The organism is Mycobacterium sp. 29Ha, from assembly GCF_032883055.1.
In the GTDB taxonomy this organism is placed as follows: Bacteria; Actinomycetota; Actinomycetes; order Mycobacteriales; family Mycobacteriaceae; genus Mycobacterium; species Mycobacterium gallinarum.
On record NZ_JAMQTI010000043.1, the window covers coordinates 15,508 to 32,116 of the forward strand.

The 16,609-nt window shown below is 62.1% G+C and carries 6 protein-coding genes and 1 pseudogene; 5 read left to right on the plus strand and 2 right to left on the minus strand.

Annotated elements, in window-relative coordinates; all coding sequences use genetic code 11:
- Positions 1–81: 81 nt before the first annotated feature.
- Positions 82–4,599 carry a non-ribosomal peptide synthetase gene (locus M1248_RS32170; protein ID WP_317150788.1) on the minus strand — a complete coding sequence of 1,506 codons (4,518 nt, stop codon included), beginning with the start codon at positions 4,597–4,599 and terminating at the stop codon, positions 82–84.
- A 9-nt stretch (positions 4,600–4,608) separates the two neighbouring features.
- On the minus strand, positions 4,609–9,645 hold the full coding sequence (locus M1248_RS32175) for a non-ribosomal peptide synthetase (protein ID WP_317150789.1): 5,037 nt from the start codon (positions 9,643–9,645) through the stop codon (positions 4,609–4,611).
- A 254-nt stretch (positions 9,646–9,899) separates the two neighbouring features.
- On the opposite strand from M1248_RS32175, the gene M1248_RS32180 reads away from it, so the two are divergent.
- The 5 genes and pseudogenes from M1248_RS32180 to M1248_RS32200 form a co-directional block, all read left to right on the plus strand.
- A complete protein-coding gene (locus M1248_RS32180; protein WP_082762249.1) occupies positions 9,900–10,538 on the plus strand; it encodes a GNAT family N-acetyltransferase in 639 nt (212 codons plus the stop codon).
- A gap of 88 nt (positions 10,539–10,626) precedes the next feature.
- Entirely contained in the window at positions 10,627–11,385 is a 759-nt protein-coding gene (locus M1248_RS32185) for a thioesterase II family protein (RefSeq protein ID WP_061006456.1), read from the plus strand.
- Positions 11,367–12,710, plus strand: a complete 1,344-nt coding sequence (locus M1248_RS32190; RefSeq protein ID WP_061006457.1) for a polyketide synthase — start codon at positions 11,367–11,369, stop codon at positions 12,708–12,710. Before M1248_RS32185 ends, M1248_RS32190 begins: the two co-directional genes overlap by 19 nt.
- Positions 12,691–15,816 carry a nocobactin polyketide synthase NbtC gene (gene nbtC, locus M1248_RS32195; RefSeq protein ID WP_234785559.1) on the plus strand — a complete coding sequence of 1,042 codons (3,126 nt, stop codon included), beginning with the start codon at positions 12,691–12,693 and terminating at the stop codon, positions 15,814–15,816. The genes M1248_RS32190 and nbtC overlap by 20 nt, the downstream gene beginning before the upstream one ends.
- Before the next feature lie 53 nt (positions 15,817–15,869).
- Positions 15,870–16,609, plus strand: a pseudogene (locus tag M1248_RS32200) (IS3 family transposase); the annotation flags it as partial.

The following is a 16,609-nucleotide window of genomic DNA, read 5'->3' on the forward strand; positions in this document are numbered from 1 at the left end:
AAAAACCTCCTCATCAGCCGGTGCTGCGCCTCGAGGTAGTGCCAGAATTTTGCGGCGGCCCCACTTTTTGCCTTGCTTGGTCTATTCGCCAGCCAGTACGTCGATGCTGCGTCGCCAGAGGTCCGTCAGTCGGTCGATGTCGGCAGGCGCGAAGAGGGCTTCATTCCAGCACCAGTTGGTGATCAGTTGGGGGCCTTCGGACGCGGCACCTACAACCGCACCGATGATGAGAGCGAAATGCAATGGCAGATCCGGCTCAGGATCGATGGGGAGCGCATCGATTTGGGGTCCGGTGAGCAGTGACCACGGTTGGCCCGTGACACCGCCGAGGTCCATCCGGCCCATATAGTTGAACTGGATCTGGGGTTCGGCGGCCGCCCGCAACTCGGGCGTGCGTTCGACATAACGAAGCAGGCCATAATCCAGACCTTCATTCGGGATCGCGGCAAGGTGGGTAGCCACTGAGTCGAGTAGAGCCCGAGCCGCACCTGGATCTTCTTCGGCCCGCTCGACATCGACGGCCGCCTCACCTAAGCCGAGCCGTATCGGAAATACACTGGTGAACCAACCGACGGTGTTTGTGGTGTCGGTGCCCATAATGGCATCAGCGCGGCCATGGCCTTCCAGGTCGATGAGCGTGCCGGAAGCTGGATCGTGGCCACGCTCCCTCCGCCAACTCGCAATCGTCATGGTCATTGCGGCCAGCAGGAATTCGCGCATCCCCTCTTCTCTGGTGAGTATGGCCAGCAGGCGCTCGGTGATATGAACGGGGGTGACCACCGGAGTGACTCGCAGGCTGGACCAGATATCACGGGCTGGGTCGGGGTGCCGCACGCCCAACGGGGGATCGGGTTCGCGTACCTGCGTGACCCAGTATTCGCGCTGGGCCGCTACCTCGGGCGTCGTGGCTCGTTGCCACATCAGCTCCGACCACTGGCGGTAAGAGGTGAATTCTGGCAACATCTTCGGCGCTTCTCCCGAACTCACCGAGCGCCAGGCTTCGGCGACCTCACCCAGCATGATGTGCCAGGAGACCACATCCACCGCCAAATGGTGTGCGGTGAGCAGCAGCACTTGGCCCTCTTCGCTGCCGGAGAACCAAACCGCTCGCACCACCGCACCTGCCCGGGGATCAATCTCGTCAATGATCGTGCGTGCGGAACGTGTGATCGCCGAATGGAATTCGGCATCGGTCGATTTCGGCAACTCCACGCGGGTAAGCAAGTCGGCGGCGGCGACCGCGCCGGGTTCGCGAGTAATCAAGCGCGGTCCACTGGGAGTATCGACCAGGATGGATCGGAGCATGTCGTGCCCGTCGAGCAACAGCTGCAGCATCGACTCGATCGACGAGCGGTCGATTTCGGCCGGCAATTGAAGCAACACGGTATGGGTGAACCGGCGGTAATTTCCGTGCTCGTACAGCCAGCACACCATCGGTAGTGGCATCACCTCACCGTATGCAGCACTCTCGACGGCGTTGTCTGGGCCGGCCGCGTCGATCGTCGTCGCGAGTTGACGGATGGTCGGGGCGGTGAACAGCATCCGTGGACTCAATGTGAGGCCACGCCGACGAGCCTTGAGAGTTACCGAGATCGCCACGATGCTGTCTAGTCCGAGCGAGAAGAGGTCGTCGTCGACGTGCGGGACAAGGCCGTTGAACTGCTCTTGGAACGTTTCACACAGCAACCGTTCAGTATCGGTGGACGCCGACTCCATCCCGTTTTCAGCGACGCGCGAGAGCGCGCTTTCTGCTAGCTGGTCGATCGCATGGACATCCAGTTTGCTGTTGGCGTTCACTGGCAGCTTCGGTAACGCCACGATCCGAGCCGGGACCATATACGACGGCAGCCGGTCGGTGAGCGCGGAGCGCAGTCGGGCGAGATCTCCATCCGGTTCCGCCTGCCACACAACGAAACCGACCAGGCTGGTGGCGCCGTCGCGACGCACGACGGAAACTGCCGCGTCGTGTACCTCCGGCTGACAGCGCAGCGCGGCTTCGACCTCTGCTATCTCGACGCGGTAGCCTCGAATTTTGACTTGGGTGTCGGCGCGTCCCACATAGGAATAGGCTCCGTGCGCAAGGCGACGTACCAAGTCACCGGTGCGGTACATGCGTTGTCCCGGGCGCACTGGGTCGGCGACGAACCGAGCGGCGGTCAGCGCAGATCTACCGACATAGCCGCGGGCCTGCTGTACCCCCGACAGGTATAGTTCCCCCACGACGCCGTTGGGGACCATCCGCAGCCCCGAATCCAGGACGTAGGCGAATGTTCCGGCGTTCGCGGTGCCGATCGTCGGTACTTGGTAGTCATCGACGGGCGCCACCACGGCCTCGACGGTCATTTCGGTGGGTCCATAGCAGTTGTACACCGCTGTGGGTGATAGGTCGCGCAACTGCTCCCACAGCGTGGGGTTGATCGCCTCGCCACCTAGGGCCAGTACCGAAAGAGCATGATCGAGGAGTCCTGCCGCGCGCAGCTGGACAAACATCGAGGGCGTGGTATCGATCATGTCGATCCGGTGTGCGGCAATTCCTTTCACCAGCCGATCGGCGTCGCGCATTTGTTCGGCGTCGAACAGATGAAGCGCATGGCCATCGAGCAGGCCGACCATCGGCTGCCATGAGGCGTCGAAGCTCAAAGACCAAGCGTGCGCGATGCGCATCGGGCGGCCTAGGCGCTCCCAGGCGGTTTGGTAGATACGCTCCCGATGATCAGCAAAATAGCCCAGTAATGCGGCATTGGTCCCGACGACTCCCTTGGGCTCACCGGTAGAACCAGAAGTGAAGATCACATATGCGCTGTGCTCCGGATGACGGCGCACCGCCGGCGCGACGGCGCGACGGCGCAAAATGCGCTCGGCTACACCTGGGTCGTCGAGGACCAGCCTGGGCAGCTGCGGGCCGACAAGTTCACAGAAGGACGATTGGGTGATAGCGAGTACCGGGTTGGCTTGATGCAGAATGGATTCGATTCGAGCTGCGGGCAGCGTGATATCGACCGGCAGGTAGGCGCCGCCTGCGGCAAGCACCGCAAGGATGGCGACGATGGATCGGCTGGAACGTGCCAACACCAGTGCAACGACGCTCTCCGGTCCGATGCCGTATTCGGCAAGCTCCATTGCCAGTCGGCTTGCGTCAGCATGCAATTCGGAATATGTGTACTCCTCGGCGCCGTCGGTGGTCAGCGCAACGACGTCAGGCGTGGCGCTGACTTGCCGCTCGAACATTTCCCACACCGTCGTAGATGGGGCCGCAACCGGTTGCCCCGCAAGGAGTCCTGTGCGCTCCGCCGACGTGAGAATATCCAGTGCGTCGGCGCTGTCGTCGCCAATATCGGGCAGTTGCCGCAGTACGCTGAGCAATCGCTCGCCGACGTCGGCGGCCGGGAAATGCGGCAGTGCTTCGCGAATCGCTTCGACGAGCACCACCAGTTCGTCATCTCGCAGGTGCGAAACCACCGTCAACGGGTAGTGAGTCAGGCTTTCCATCTCTATGGGAGAGAAGCGCACTCCATCGGGTGTATCGACCGTGCGGATCGCATCCTCGATCGGTGCGTTCTCGAAGACAAACAGCGAATCAAACAAAGTGCCTCGGCCATTTTCACGCTGAATTTCTGACAGGCTGAGATAACCGACGTCACGCATCGCCGACGATTCGCGCTGCAACCGTGCGCATTGCTCGACCACCGAGTCGGTTCCGCTGAAGCGGTGCACAACGGGTACGGCGTTGATGAACAGGCCGACCATGGTCTCCACGCCGAGCAAGCCTTCTGGACGGCCGGAGATGATGGTGCCGAACACGACGTCGCGACGGTCGGTGAGCCTGCTGAGCACGAGTGCCCACGCGAAAAGCACTGCGGTGTTGAGTGTGAGACCGTTGCGCCCGACCCACTCCTGCAGTCTTACCGCGTCGGTTTCAGGCAACCGCAGTTCCGTCTTTTCCGGCACGTCATCGCCCGCCACGACGGCGCCATCGGCGACCATGAGCGGTCCGGACACGCCGCGCAAGTACTCAGTCCACTTCGCAGTCGCGGCGGCGCGGTCCTGTTGGACGAGCCAGGCGATGTAGTCGCGATAGGGACGTGGAGTCGGTAGCCCGTCGGCTGAGGCCCCGGCCTGGTACACGGCGAGCATCTCCATGAAGAACACGGCGAGTGACCATCCGTCCACCAGAATGTGGTGCGCGGTGAAGATCATCCGTCGCCTGGTCTCACCGGGAACGGAAAGTAGGGCGACCCGCAGTGCCGGCCCACGACTCAGGTCGAACGCGCGCCGTCGTTCCGACCGTGCGATAGCGTCGAATTCCGTTGGCGAGGCGACCCGTTCGAACCATGGCAAGGTCGCCTGCGCGGGCACGACCTGCACCGGTTTCGGTACATCACGATCCCAGAAGGCGGCGCGTAGATTCGGATGCCGGTCCAGCATGACTTGAGCGCTGCGGCGGAGCAACTCAAGGTTAACCGGCCCGTCGATATCCACAACGAACTGCATGCTGTACAGGTCGAGGTGGTCTTCGGCCAGTCGGGATAGCGCAAACAGCCCTTCCTGTAGAGGACTGAGGGCAAGAACGTCCTCGATCGGCCGCGGAGTCGGGGTCATGGCTGCGGTTCACGACTCCTTGAGCCAGGATGCGGTGAGATCGGCCAGCGCATCGGGACTCAGGCCGGATGCGCTCATCGGCGTGTATTCGTATCCTGCTGACGGACCGGTCTCGTCTGCGGCAGCCTGACGAGTTACGGCGTCGACTGCCGCCGCCAACTCGGCGATGGTCCTGTGTTCAAACACCATTGCCGGGGTCAAGGGTAGTCCCCGCTCGGTAGCCTGCGCCGACCACTTGATGGAGATGATGCTGTCGCCGCCGAGAGCGAAGAAGTTGTCATCGGGTTCTGCGCCGTTGATGTCGAGCAATTGCTCCAACAGGGTGATGAGGGCTCGCTCGGTTTCCGCGGAACCTCGTGTGATCGGTTCCAATTGCCGGACGACCTTAGGGGTTGGCGGAGCGAGAAGCTTGTCCATGGCGGCCGCGGGTAGCAATTCCAACGCGGGTAGCCTGCAATCCGGCGTCGTCGCGAATGCATCGAGAGCGGCATTCAGAGCATCGGCGATAAGCGCGACGCTTTGCGATTCGTAAAGATCGGCATTGGCGACGATCCGCACGTCGAGTTCTCCACGCTCTGTCACATTGATGCCGACATCCAGATCCAGGAGTGACACATCGAAGTCCATCGAAAGCGGACAGACCGTGGTTTCCCCGGTCTCAGTCAGGTCGCGCGGCATGAGCGCCCAATCCTCACCGCGAAAATGGATAAGCACTTGGAACAACGGATTCCAGGACCGCGAGCGCGGCGGGTTCAACGCTTCCACCAAGCGTTCGATGGGCAGTTCTTGATGCGCGAAGGCATCCAGCACCGTTTCGCGGCTACGCGCGACCAAGGTGCGCAGGTTTGGATCACCGGACACATCGTTGCGCAGGACCACCACGTTGGCGAACAGTCCGATCAACTGCGCCGTGGCGGATTCGACGCGTGATGCGACCGGGCTGCCAATTGCGATGTCCGTCCCGCCGCCGAGCTTGTGCAGCAATGCTGCAAGAACGGCCTGATAAACCATGAACTCAGTGGCGCTATTCTGCTCGGCGAGCTGCGTAAGCGCCGATCGACGGGCCGCGGACACCGTGAAGCTCGCCACCTTCCCACGCTTGCCGAGCACCGGCGGCCGTGAGTGGTCGGGCGCTACCGAGATCACGTCGGGCGATCCGGCCAATGCTTCACGCCAATGAGCCAGCTCAGCCCGTCCCCATCCACTGGATGTGTCGAAAGCATTTCGTTGCCACAGTGCGTAATCCGCGAACTGGAAGGGGAGCGTTGCCCACTGGGGCGGCTTACCCCTCAGCCGAGCGCGGTAGGCGCATATTAGGTCCTCGGAGAGGATGCCGAGTGAGGCGTGATCGCTGACAATGTGATGGACGATCAAGAACAACACATGCTTATCCGAGTCGAGCACCAACAGGGTCGCACTAATCAACGGACCGCGCTCCGGCGTCAAGACATGCCGACGCAACTCGGCCACCGTTTCGTCGAAGCGATCGGCCGTGATCTTGGAGATCGGTACACTAACGTGCACTTTCGAGTGCACCGTTTGGTATGGGACACCTTGGTACTCAATGAAATTCGTTCGTAACGGCTCATGCCGGGCAACCACGTCGTTCAGTGCCTCGGTAAGTACGGCGGTGTCCAGCGGGCCTTCGACGCGAAGCGCGAACGGCATGTTGAAGCCGTCATGTGCGCCCTCGATCCGATATTGGAACCACGCAGCTAACTGCGAGTAGGATAAGGGGAGCTGTTCCGGGCGAACGGATTCGACCAGCGCGGGACGGCTCGATGGCGCTCCTGGCATTGCATCGTCGAATAGCTCCTCGGCCTCCATCTCGTCGAGATCAATGTCGAATTCGGCACGGAACCGATCGACGAGCTGAGCCGCCAATCCGGCCGGGGTGGGAGCATCGAACACCGCGCGAACGGTTAGCTCAACGCCGAACTCGGCCCGGATTTGCGCGACCAACCGGGCCGCCAACAGGGAGTGGCCGCCCAAGCCGAAGAATGAATCCTCAACGCCGACTCGCTGCGAGCCGAACAGCCCGGCGAAAATCGAGCAGATTCGGCGTTCGGTGGTCGTCGTCGGCGCGCGGTAGCCAGGAAGCGCGATAGCCGTTGGCGCGGGCAGCGCCCGCCTATCCAATTTGCCGCTTACGGTCAGCGGAATCTCGGAAATCACCGCGAAGGCACTCGGCACCATGTACTCCGGCAGTACCGAGCGGGTATGTGCGCGTATGCTCTCCAGATCCAATTGCGCAGTACCATCGGAAGGCACCAGGTACGCGACGAGCGCGGGGCCGGCCTCAGAATTGTCCACGATGACAAGGCAATGCCGCACCGCTGGATGTGTCGCAATCGTGGACCGAATCTCGCCAAGCTCGATACGGAAGCCGCGAACCTTGACCTGCTCATCGGCCCGGCCGACGAATTCCAGGTCGCCACCTATATTGCGGCGGACTAAGTCTCCCGACCGGTATAGCCGCATGCCGGGGTTGAATGGGTCGGCGACAAACCGCTGCGCGGTCAGTCCGGGACGGCCCAGATATCCACGCGCCAACTGAGCACCACCGAGGTACAACTCACCGATCACCTCGGCCGGCACCGGCTGCAATTCTTCGTCAAGCACGTAGGCGTAGACGTTGCGGTTCGGCACACCGATGGGCACTGTGCGCGCGCCGTGCGAACCGCCTACCAGCTTGTGCGTCGAGCAGACGACGGCCTCCGTTGGACCGTAGTGATTTCGCAACTGAGCGTCGAGGTGGCTGGCGAATTTGTCGGCTAGCTCACCGGGAAGCGCTTCACCGCCGACCGGAACATGACGCAGCGACCGCCATTGTTTGACCTGCGGCAGCATCAGGAGAGTGCTCAGCATCGACGGCACCACGTGCAGCACGGTGACACCGCGGCGACTGATCAGATCGGCCAGGTAGTCGACGTCACGTGAAGCCCCGGCGTTGGACAGGGTGGGCACGATCAACTGTGCGCCGAGCGACAACGTGATGAAGATATCCGCCAATGAGGCATCGAAGCTCACCGACGACGATTGCAGCCAGCGGTCTTCGGCGGTCATGCAGCACTCGGCGATGAAACCCTTGATGTGCTCGGAGATGGCCCGATGTGAAACCGCGACGCCCTTGGGCTGGCCGGTGGAGCCGGAAGTGTAAATGACGTAAGCCAAGTGCTCGGGGATCAGCGGAAGTGACCGATCGGCGTCGGTCAGTGCGACGTCAGACAGCTGCGCGGCGGCAATCTCAGCGGACTGAAACTCCCGCGGCCCGATAACCGTCTGTAGGCGGGCATCGGTGACCAGGTAATCAATGCGTTCGGCCGGGAACGCCGGGTCGATGGGCAGGTAGGCCGCACCGGCTTTGAGTGCGGCGAGCGAGGCGACGATGAACTCGATTGATGTCGCAATGCGCAGGCCGATGATGTCGTCGGCACCGAGTCCCTGCTGGATGAACCAGCGCGCCAGGCGATTCGCGCGCCGATGGAGTTCGGCATAGCTCAGCTCAGTCCCGCCCGAGGAAAGCGCGACAGCGTCCGGTGTGGCAGCCGCGGCCGCTTCGAGGATCGCGACCATCGTGGTGGCGGGCGTGTCGACGAGTTCGCCATGCGACCGTGCCAGGATGGTTTCTCGCTCCCTGGGGTCGAGCATGTCCAGACGGGTGACCCGGCGTTCGGGTTCGGCCAGCGCGTTGTCCAACAGCTGTAGGTAATGAGTCACCATCTGTTCGACGAGCGCACCGCTCAACACATCCCTCTGATACTCGACTTCGACCGACACGCCCTGCGAGTCCAACACGATCGCCAAGGCAAGCGGAAGCTGCGCGGCGACCGCGCCCAGTTCGAGCTGTCGCACGGCGACGCCGTCCAAAGCGAATCCGCGATGGCTTTTGCGCATACTGAAACCCACCCTGACCAGGCGGTCCATGCCATCGTGGCCCATCCGGTCCGGGTTTATTTCGCGGACCACTCGATCGATGCCGACCGACTTGTGGGCGAAGCCGCTAAGACAGGTTTCGCGTACGGCGTCCACCAACGAGGTGAAAGTGTCGTGGGCTCGCGGGCTGATTCGTAGCAACAGCGTATTGCCGAAATACCCGATGGCAGCCTCGGTCCCCGGCCTGCGGTCGGTGACAGGGACGGAAACCAAGAAATCCGCCGCGCCGGTATAGCGACGCACCAGCACACCAAAGCTCGCCAGTAGCACCATAAATGGTGAGCCGGAGCGCTTTCGGGCGAAGTTCTCGATCCGGTTGAAGAGGCCTGCGGGCAGCGCCTGAGTTTGACGTTCGGCCCGTCGAGACGGATGCGCGCCACCCGCGCCGAGACTCTCCAGCGCCTCGGGTAACGACCGCAATGTGTCAGCCCAGTAGCCGATGTCGGCAGTGCTGGGTTCTTCTGAGGTCTCGAGCACCTCGACCGCGATAAACTGTGGTGCGGGCCGGCCCAGCTGGCGACCGTTGTAAGCAGCGCTGAGTTCGCGGAGGAAAACAGCGCAGGAGTCGTCATCCCAACAGATGTGATGCGCGACAAGCAACAGTACGAATTCCTCCGTACCGATACGTATCAAGTTGATCCGCAGCGGCGGCTCGTTCGTGAGATCGAATGGCCGGCCGAACTCGTCTCGCGCTAAAGCCTCGATTCGCCGTTCGCGTTCCTCGGAGACAAGATGAGTCAAATCATCTGTCCACCAACTATTTTCGACACCATCGCGAAAGACTTGATATGGCTCACCCTGGTTGTCCACGCCGTAGGTTGTGCGCAAAATAGCGTGGCGCGCCACGACATCATAGAAGGCGCTGCGCAAGCGTGACCCATCCAAGGCACCTGTCAGTCGGTAGGCAATACAGATGTTCAACGCGGTGTCGGCGGGCTCCATGGTCTGCAGGAACCACATCCGGCGCTGACCAACTGATAGCCGGTAGCGCTCTCCCGCACAGATGCGCGCCTGATCGGCCGGCTTCTCCGCTGCCAGACCCTTTTCGGCGATACGCCTTCGCAGCAGTTCGAGACGACGTTCCTGCAAAGTCTCGGCATCGTCGGCCATCGCTCGCCTCACCCCTGATTTCAGTTCGCTGGATCGTTCAGAGTCTGCTCGGTCCTGCACCACTGGCCTGTGGCACCAGCGACACGAACCGAATCATAGGAAGTCCTCTCTTCCGAGCGCTCATAGAGCTGCCTTAGGCTAGCCTAAAGTGAGTCGGATGGCTCCCGCGGCTGTTGCGGCTGTCGCATGACGGAGCTAGACCTACCCCATGCGCTCATGGCGACCATGCGGGCCGTTCGATTGGGAGGTACGTCGTGGATGCGCTGGACGTGGGGCGATACCGCGCGGCACTGGATCATCAGGCGTTCTCGGGAGAGTTCACGCTGCGTCGGCTCGACCTCGAACGCGACCTCGATCTGGTGCACTCGTGGATGAATGACCCTGAGGTGGCCCGTTTCTGGCGGAAGCCATGGGCGCGACACAGGATCGCGTCCTATCTGCGCCGGCAGCAAGGCAGCGACCACCTGGCTCCCTATCTGGGCCTGCTGGATGGCGTTCCGATTAGCTACTGGGAGCTCTACCGCGCCGATCTCGATCCGCTCGCCGAGTACTACGCCGCGCACGAACGCGACGCCGGCATGCACATGCTGCTGGGGCCGGCGCCATGCCGCGGACGGCGGCTGGGCGTTGACTTGCTGGAGACCGTCTCGACTTGGCAACTCGAAGCAGATACTCGCGCCACACGAGTGGTCGCCGAACCCGACGTCGAGAACGCGCGAGTGATCCGGGCGCTCGAACGCGCCGGATTTCGACGCATCGCGGACCTCGATCTGCCGGATAAGCGCGCTGCGCTCATGGTCCGTGACCGAGAGGGGATGAGCACTTCGGTTCGCGCAGCAAACCGGAAGGCGAACGGCCCGGAACCGACCACGGAAGATGGTAACTTATGTTAGCCTCAGCTAAGTCACTTGACGTGGGGGACGAAAACAACCACCAAACCGGTTTGCAGAATGGCGACGGATGGGCGAGAGGTAATAGTGCATGCCGCGCATAGAGGGGTGGCTGAGACAATTTCACGAGCCGGATTCCCCCGGCAATATGACGTTGCTGGTTTTTCCGCATGCCGGGGCTGGCGCGTCGGCCTACCGCGAGTTCTCGAGGATTCTCAGCGCGGAGTTTAGAGTCGTTGTCTTCCAGTATCCCGGGCGCCAGGATCGGGCGGCCGAGGCGTCGTTGAACTCGCTTCCCGAGATCGCCGCGGGAGCGTTCCGTGACTTCTCGAAGTCGGAGCACAATCGCGGAGCTCCGCTGATCGCATTCGGCCACAGCATGGGAGCGTTAGTGGCCTTCGAGTTTGTCCGGATTGCGGAAGTGAACGGGATCGATGTGCGGCACCTCACCGTCTCGGCGGCGGTAGCTCCCTCAAACGTCGCGGCCAAACCACCGCATCCCAAAGACGACGAGACGATCTTGAATCATCTCGCGGCGCTCGAGGGCACCGACACGGATGTGTTTGCGAGCCGAGAAGTGATGAGGCTGGCACTTCCCGTGATAAAGGCAGACTACAACGCCTTTGACGCGTATTCCTGCGCCGAAGACATCAAGGTAGCGGCTCCGATTCATGCTATCGGTGGTGATTCGGACCCTTATATCACGCTGGGTGATCTCTATGGGTGGCGCAAGCATACCGACACGGTCGAGGTAACAATGTTTGACGGTGGACACTTCTATTTGAAATCGCACATTGACGCTGTCGCGGAGTTGTTGGCGGCGAGCGCGCAATGCGAGCAGACCGCGTGAGCGTCAGCGAATCTACGTCAACGACACCGGCCGACCCGATCGTCATTTCCGGCATGGCTGTCGAGGCGCCTGGAGGAATCGAAAGCCCCAACGCCTTGTGGTCAGCCTTGGCCGAAGGTAGGGAGTTGCTTACCCCCTTCCCTCGAGATCGCGGCTGGCCAACCGATGATCTGCTGTCGGTATCCGAGCTAGACGGTTGGGGACGCGTTTGCGACGCGGGTGGTTTTCTTGACGGCGCGACGACATTTGATCCGCCCTTCTTCGGCGTCACCCACCGCGAGGCCGTCGTGATGCATCCCCAGCAGCGGGTGGCGATGCGCATGGCATGGAAAGCACTTGAGAATTCTGGTGTGAATCCGGGCACGCTTGAAGGCGCGGACGGTGGATGCTTCGTTGGCATGTCGCCAATGGAGTACGGTCCACGCGCGGCGGTCGCCGACGCCTACAGTGGACATCGGATCGCCTCGTTGGGACAACTGGGGGCCGCCGGCCGGATTTCGCATTGCCTGGGACTGACCGGTCCATCGATCTGCGTCGATACCGCATGTGCATCCGCACTGACCGCACTGCACCTGGCCGCGACAGCGGTGCGAGACGGCGAGTGCGAATGGGCACTTGCCGGCGCGGTGTGCGTGATGGGGTCCCCCGGTGCGTTCTACGAATTCGCCAGACTCAACGCGCTTTCCAGTGACGGCCACTGCCGCGCGTATTCGAACGACGCCACCGGGACCATCTGGGGTGAAGGCGCCGGAATGGTTCTCATCGAGCGTGAATCGCGAGCACGTCAAATGAGACACCGGATCTATGGACGAATCCTGGCCATCCGCACCAATCACAACGGGAAGGGCAAGCCGATCTTGGTTCCTCGGGTGCGCGCGCAGGAGCAGGTCATCCGCAAGACGCTCGACGCTGCGGGAATTGATCCAGTCGATGTGGGAATGATCGAAGGACACGGGACCGCAACCTTGGCGGGCGACCCAGTAGAATTGATTGCCCTTTTTAACACTTACGGCGCTTCGGGATCCCATGCGCTCTTAGGCTCGATGAAGTCGAATGCCGGCCATGCCCAGGCGGCATCCGGAATACTCGGACTGATCAAACTGTTGCTCGCCGGCCAGCACGGTCAAATTCCGCCGACCCTGTTCTCGGACAACCCCACTCAGACGGTGGACTGGGATCTGACGGGCGTGCAGCTGGCGACAAAGCTGCACCATTGGGAGCCCAAAGGCGGCGTCCGCTACGGTGCCGTGTCATCGTTTGGCGCGGGAGGCGCCAATGCACACGCAATCATTGCCATGCCAGTGAGTGAGCAAAGTGATCCCTAGTTACCGGCTTCCGAACAACGCCACCCCCGTCCTGTTGTCAGCGGATACCGCCGGCCTGCTTCTCGACGAGGCCGCGGAGCTCCTGTCTTATGCCGCAGATCATCCTGAAGTAGGATCTGACCGCATCGCCGAAATGCTTTTTCGGACGCGGATAGCCCGCCGGCATCGCGCCCTGGCCATGGTGAACAGCCGCGATGATCTGATCAGCGCCCTACGCGCACTGGTTGATAGACGAGAACATCCTTCGTTGATCCAGACCAACACGACCGCCATAACCCGTAAGGTGGCCTACGTCTTTCCCGGGCAGGGCAACCAAAGCCCAGGGATGGGGCGGCTCTTCTATGAATCGATTCCCGCATTTCGAGCCGAAGCCGACCGCTGCACCGAGGCTTTCCAGATGCAGTTCGGCGAATGCCCGCTCAATTACCTTCTCGACGAACATCTTCCGGCCGATAACAGTGCGTGGACCGTCCAGCCGGCATTGTTTATCCAAATGGCCGCACTGGCCGCGACGTGGCGTTCATTCGGCGTGACGCCGAACGCCACTATCGGACACAGCCAAGGGGAGATCAGCGCAGCCTACGTCTCGGGCAAGATCACTTTGGCCGATGCCGTCCTCGTTGTCGGGATCCGCGCACGCCTCGCCGACAAGTTGGCCTCCGATGATTACTCCATGGCAGTCGTCGCCGCCGACCGGGACGCCTGTGAGGATTCGATCGCGCGTTGCTCGGGTTGGGCGCAGCTGTCGGTGGTCAATTCGCCTAGCATGCATTGCATTTCGGGTGAACGGAAAGCGGTGCAGGCAATCGTGGACGCCTTTGTCGAGAATGGCACGTTCGCTCGAGTCATTCCCGTCCAGTATCCCGCACACACCAGCTTGATGCATGACCTTAGCGCCGAGGTACGTGCCACCGTACGACGGCGACTGCAGAATCTTGTGTTTTTCGACTCCGAAATTGACTGCATCGGAGCAACTCTCGGCAGCTCCGTCGACCAAGGCCTGCCCGTCGACCAATATTGGTCCTGGAACCTCCGCAACACCGTTCGATTCGACAAGGCAATCGCGGAAGCGGTGCGGCGCAACGTCGACACGTTCGTGGAGCTGGCCGAGCATCCGACACTACAGCTGGCGATTCAAGAGAATATCGCTGGACATGGGGACACAAGCTCGGCGGTCGTGGCCGGCTCGTCGGAGCGAACGGCCACGGATCTCAACGAGTTGACACGCAATCTCGCAAACCTGGCCGTACATGACCTGGACTACTCATGGGAGTGCCTGCGCACTGGGTCTGACGAAACCGTCTCGCTTCCATTGCGTGCTTTTCCCAACACCCGGATGAATGAGATGCCGCTGTGGCTGCCATATGACGAGGCGCCGCCCCAGCGTGGTGCTCGGACCTCCGCTGTCAATCCGGTTGCAGTGCCTACGGAGTCAGCCCGTGAGCTGAACGCGGAAACCACGCCGGCGCGCCTTCTCGTCGAGGAATGGGTTCGGCTGTCAAAGCGCTCACTTGTGCCACCGCGTGACATCGGAATCGTCGACCACACGAAAGCCTGCGCGGGTTTGGCCACTGCCATATGCGCTGCAGCCGGCGAAGCTGGCGCCGCGGCTCGCATGATCGACATTGAAAGTCACGGCGTCACAAGTCGTATCAATACACTTGTCATACTGCTTCCGCAATCGCCGAAGATGGACGACTTCGCCGCCGCGGCCGCAGTCACGGAATTCTTTTCCAACCGCATGTGGTGGCCGGGAGTCACTGATGCAGGTACCGACTACTGGCTAGTGACGGTGGGCGGTGAGGCGGTCGTCGCAGACGACGCACCGCCAGACCCGGTGCACGCAGCGGCAAGCGCGGGGTTTCGCAGCATTGGCGCCGACTATCCGGGCGTAGGATTCCGGCACCTCGACCTGCCGGGTGGATCCACCGCCTCAGACTCGGGGCGTGCGGTCGTCGCGGCGTTGCACACCGACGAAGAATCGGAATTGGCTTTCCGCAACGGGGGTCTATACGCCAAACGGATCGTTGCTTGCAACAGCTCGGCGGTCCAATCCGATTGTGTGCCCTATGAACATGTGCTCATCGTCGGGGGAACGGGGAAACTCGGGCTTGAATTCTGCGACCACTTCGCACACTGCGGCGCTCGGCGAATCACGCTGGTGAGCAGATCTGGCGGGGACGCTGCAGTCGCGGACCGACTCCAGGGGATCCGCTCGACCACGGCCACGCAAATCTGTGTCACGAAGTGCGACGTAGGCGACCAGGCGGCAGTATCGCAACTGGCTGCGGAGAACCAGGGCGCCCCGGCGGATCTGATAATCCACGCCGCCGTCGACTATTCGGCTATCGAACTCAAGGACATCACCGCCACGAAGGTAGACGATGCGTTGCAGGCCAAGGTTATCGGCATCTGGCGGGTACTGGAAGCGTTCCCCCGAGCGGAGAACTGTCGCATCATTCTGTGCTCCTCGGCGAGGGCGACGATCGGCGGACGCGGGCAGGTGGTCTACTCGGCGGCCAATCGGATGCTCGACGCCATGGCGCACCGACTCCGCGCCGCTGGCTTGGACTGTGTTTCGGTGCAGTGGGGTCAGTGGACCGTTCATTTTGACCTCGATGAAAGGAGTATGGCGCAGCTGGCGGCCATCGGGGTCGTCCCGATGTCTCCCGGCGATGCAATCGCTTTGGGAATGAACCGGCTGGGCAGGAATGCCATCGTCGGGGCATTCGATTTCGCCCGGGCGCGATCGGTGCTGGGTGTGTTCGGCTACGGCCCGTTGGTTTCACAGCTGATTCCGCCCGACGTTGACGACCCAGCAACCTACGCACCCGTTGAGCCGACCACGCACTCGCGGCGGTTGATTGATCTGTTCGCCGAATCCATCGGTATCGATCGCGCCGAGTCGATTGACGCCGATGTCCCCATGGTGGCGATCGGCCTGGATTCGTTGCAGGCGCTAGAGTTACGTCGTCGAATTAGGGTCGAATTCAATCACGATCTTGAGGTGTCGGATCTCCTCGGCGGGGCGTCCATAGCTGATGTTGGCGCGCAGTTGAGCGCGCAGAAAACTGGGCAACAGCCGAGCGGTTCTGAGGCAATCTAGGCCGTAGTAAGGTCTCGCGGCCCACGTTATGGACAGAAGACTCGAAAAGGAACATCCCCAGTGAGTGGGCGGCGATCACGGCGGTGTCCAAGCGGCTGGGGATGAATGCCGAGACGCTGCGGAGTTGGATCCGTCAGCAGCAGGTCGACGACGGCAAGCGTGACGGGTGTCCAGCGAGGCGGTCGCGGAGATCCGAGCACTGAAGCGACGTGATGTCGAGTTCGAGCAGACCATCGAAATCCTCAAGGCGGCAACGTCTTTCTTCGTGCGGGAGAGCGACCCGCACAGCCGCCACTGACCAGTTCGATCTGCGTGTTCATCGCCGAGAACAGGAACCGCTTCGGGGTCGCTCCGATCTGCCGCGTGCTCACCGAGCACGGTGTGCCGATCGCCCCGCGCTCGTTCCACGCCTGGGTAACGCGGTCGCCGTAGAAGGGGTCGTTGTGGGACGCCGCGATCACCGAGGTGTCGGCCGGCTACTACGAGCCCGACGAGGATGGGCGCAAGACGCCGGAGTCGTTGTAGGGATCGGTGAAGATGTGGGCTCGCCTGCAGCGTGAGGCTTCCCGGTGGCCTAGTCCACATGGAGCGGCTGATGAGGCGTAACGGTTCGCAGGGCGTGCGCCGGCAGAAGTCGGTGCGCACCACGATCGCCGACCCCGCGGCCGAGCGGACGCTGGACCTGGTGGACCGCCAGTTCCGGGTGCCCACCCCGAATGCGTTGGTCGTCGCCGACTTTGACGGGGACCCGTTTGGTGGTCCAGTCGCTATGCGACTTTCGGTTGGTGGGCCG

Coding starts and splice junctions, on each gene's coding strand:
- M1248_RS32190 (WP_061006457.1), top strand. CDS start 11,367: ATGCGAGCAGACCGCGTGAGCGTCAGCGAATCTACGTCAACGACACCG.
- M1248_RS32185 (WP_061006456.1), top strand. CDS start 10,627: ATGCCGCGCATAGAGGGGTGGCTGAGACAATTTCACGAGCCGGATTCC.
- M1248_RS32175 (WP_317150789.1), bottom strand. CDS start 9,645: ATGGCCGACGATGCCGAGACTTTGCAGGAACGTCGTCTCGAACTGCTG.
- M1248_RS32170 (WP_317150788.1), bottom strand. CDS start 4,599: ATGACCCCGACTCCGCGGCCGATCGAGGACGTTCTTGCCCTCAGTCCT.